Consider the following 247-nt stretch of genomic DNA (forward strand, 5'->3'; position numbering starts at 1 on the left):
GATCGACCTGTTCTTCGGCATGAACCCGACCCCGGCGCGCCGCGAAGTGATCGGCTTTACCGAACCGCTGTTCCTGAACGCCTTCACGGTGGTCTCCAAGAAAGAGTTCAAGACCTGGGCCGACCTGAACAAGCCGGAAGTGAAGATCGCCGTAGACATCGGTTCCTCGCACGACCAGATGATCAGCCGCGTCTGTCCCAACGCCACCATCGTGCGCCTGGAAAAGGCTGACGACGCCACCCTGGCG

The 247-nt window shown here is 61.1% G+C and carries 1 protein-coding gene; it reads left to right on the plus strand.

Features of this window, described 5'->3' with window-relative positions:
• Positions 1 to 247: type 2 periplasmic-binding domain-containing protein (locus tag ACZ3GY_RS24580; RefSeq protein WP_465912416.1), on the plus strand; the 247-nt coding region annotated here is incomplete at both ends.

It is taken from the genome of Pseudomonas sp. PME37.24/006 (genome assembly GCF_055556635.1).